Origin of the sequence: Mesorhizobium sp. ORS 3428 (assembly GCF_001854785.1) — a bacterium.
Lineage (GTDB): Bacteria > Pseudomonadota > Alphaproteobacteria > Rhizobiales > Rhizobiaceae > Mesorhizobium.
In genome coordinates, this window is record NZ_MDFL01000063.1 from 1 (window position 1) to 2,895 (window position 2,895).

Here is a 2,895-nt window from a genome sequence, read left to right on the forward strand (position 1 = left end):
CGCCGAAGCGACGCCCCTTGGGGCCGAGACCGCGGGCGATTTCCACCAGAGCCTGATAGCACACCGGCTCTTGCGTCCACTTGCTGAAGCCGTTCGCCAGGACCGCCAAGCCTTGCGCAGTAAAATCTGAGAGCCCGACATCCGGGCGATCGGCGCGGCGAAGGACCTCCTTGCCAATGGTGACCGTAGCCTCGCGCATCTTATGCTGGTCCAGCCACTTGCTGAAACCATTCACCAAGATCACCAGGTGTTGATCGGCAAATCCGGCAAGTTGGCCGGCGCGGGACACGATCTCCTCGGYGAGGCCCACTGCAGCTTGGCGCACTTCAGGCTCCTCGGGCCACTTGCTGAATCCGTTCACCAGGTTCGCCAGATGTTGGTCAGTAAATCCACGGACGTGACTGGTGCGGCGCAGAATCTCGCAGGCAACTGCGGCTGTGGCTTCGCGCGTCTTCTCCTGTTCGGGYCATTTGCTGAAACCGTTGACCAGATTSGCCAGGTGTTGATCGGCAAATCCGGCGAGTTGGCCGGCGCGGGAGGCGATCTCCCCGGCGATGGCGAGCGCCGCTTGGCGCATGCCTGGTTCTTGCGGCCACTTGGCGAAGCCATTGATCAGATTGGCCAGGTCCTGCTCAGGAAAACGAGAAATTCGCGCGTCGTGGCTGACCTCAGAGGCGATGGCGACGGCCGCTTCGCGTGTCTTCTCCTGTTCGGGCCACTTGCTGAGACCGTTCACTAGAGTGGCCAGTTGTTGATCCGTGAACCCACCCAGCTTCCTAACGCGCGCAACGACCTCCGCACCGACGGTGACTGCAGCCTGGCGCATTTCGAGGTCTTCGGGCCACTTGCTGAAACCGTTGATCAGATTGGCCAGCCCCAGCTCAGGAAAACGCGAAAGTCGCGCGTCGCGACTGACTTCAGAAGCGATGATGGCGGCCGCTTCGCGCGCCTTCTCCTGTTCGGGCCACTTGCTGAAACCGTTCACCAGATTGGCCAGCTGTTGATCAGTAAATCTGCTCGGCTCCCTGGCATGCGCGATCTCGCCGGCGACGTTGACTGCAGCCTGGCGCATATTGAGTTCTTCGGGCCACTTGCTGAAACCGTTCACCAGTGCCGCCAGCTGCTGATGAGTAAATCCCCCGAGCTTGCCGGCGCCGGACGCAATGTCCCCTGCGATGGCGACCGCAGCCTGACGTATGCCCGGCTCTTGCGGCCACTTGCTGAAACCGTTCACCAACGTGGCCAGCTCCTGCTCAGGAAAGCGACCGAGTCGGTTGGCCTCGCGACTGATCTCAGAGCCGATGGCGATCGTCGCTTCGCGCGTGCTTTCCTGTTCCGGCCACTTGCTGAAACCGTTCACCAGGTTCGACAGGCCCTGCGGGCTAAAATCGGAGAGCCGCTTGGCTCGGCCTGCAAGGCGCGTCACCTCGGTGCCGATAGCGCCGGTGGCCTCCCGACACTCCGCCTGGTTCGGCCATTTGCTGAAGCCATTGACCAGGTTGCTCAAGCTCTGCGGACTGAATTCGGAAAACCCTTGCGTCTCAGCGCGGCGAAGAGCCTCACCAGCGACTGCGGAAGTGCCCTCGCCACACCCTGGCTGGTCAGGCCACTTGCTAAAGCCGTTCACCAGCAGCGAGAGGTTTCGGGCGTCGAGCTGGCGAAGCACTGCTGGGTTGTCGCTGCAGAATTCGCCGATCCTGATTGTGCCGTCGCGGCATTCCGCCAGTTGGGGATATCGGCCGAACGACAAGGAAAACAGCGGCAACGCGCGAGCATCTACACCGTCGAGGGCGCTGGTAGACCTCGAYACCTTGGCTGCCATGGCCCTGCAGGYCYGCATGCCCGGCTGACCTCCAGGYTCGCGRCTGACTGCGTTGGCTACSGTCRCATATCCAAACGATTCTCCCTCGCGGATATCCCGCTYCCAGTTTGGCAGAAAGTGACGGGTGAACTGGACAGCGGCTCCTTGCAGGAATGCTGCCTGCTCTTCCTGGTCCCGCAGCAAGCCGCTGTGGCGCACCACCGCACAGGAGAATTGAACGATGTCTTGAGCTCGGCCGATGTCATCGAGAGCCTTGTTGAACAGATTGCTCGACATTGCGCGCGAGACGGGCTGCGGGGCTGCTTCGGAATGCCGTCCCACTTGCAAATCGGCAGCTTGTCTATGCGGTGGCAATCCGGCTGTGTTCGCGCGTCCGGGCCCCTGCGCCTGGCGCGAGGGTCCGCCTTCGGCCCGCAAAGCGCCTGATTGCTGCCGCGACCCTTCAGGCCCTTGAGAATCTATGCTGCGGCTATCGCGCGCGCTCCCATCGTCGCTGCGTGGCGGCCCGGCCTCCATGCCGGACGGAGTTTTTCCAAGCGAGGAGGCGGAGGCGCGAGAGCCTTCGGGGACGCGATCCCTGCGCCACGATCCGGCATCGGAACCCGAAGGGCCCGGTTGCGGCCGTGACCCGGAACGGCTATCGCGCGTGCTCCCATCGTCGCTGCGTGGCGGCCTGGCCTCCACGCCGGATGGGTTTCGACCATGCGACGGGGCGGAGGTGTGTGAGCTATCGGTGACGCCGTCTCTGCGCCGCGATCCGGCATCGGAACGCGAAGGACCCGCTTGCCGTCCTTGGCCATGAGACCGCTGCTCGCTTCCGAGACGGATGTTGGTTTCTACRCCATCGTCGGCACGTCGCTCTCCTGGCCCTGCGTTSCTATCGGACGTGGTTTGGCGATGCGACAGGACCGGARCGTAAGAACTTTCGCTTGCATGATCACCGCGTTCCGGCTCACCGTCACAACGCCAAGCGCTTTCTTCCTGGCTTGCTTCACCGTCTCGCGCCAAAGGAAAACGGCGCCGCGTCATGCCCGTTCCGCGCAATGCGGAAGCGAAAAGTCGTGGTTGACCAA

General features: G+C 63.0%; 1 pseudogene. It reads right to left on the reverse strand.

Going from position 1 to position 2,895, the window contains the following annotated elements:
- A pseudogene (locus tag ORS3428_RS07705) lies at positions 1 to 1,822 on the reverse strand (hypothetical protein); the annotation flags it as partial.
- Between the last annotated feature and the right edge of the window lie 1,073 nt (positions 1,823 to 2,895).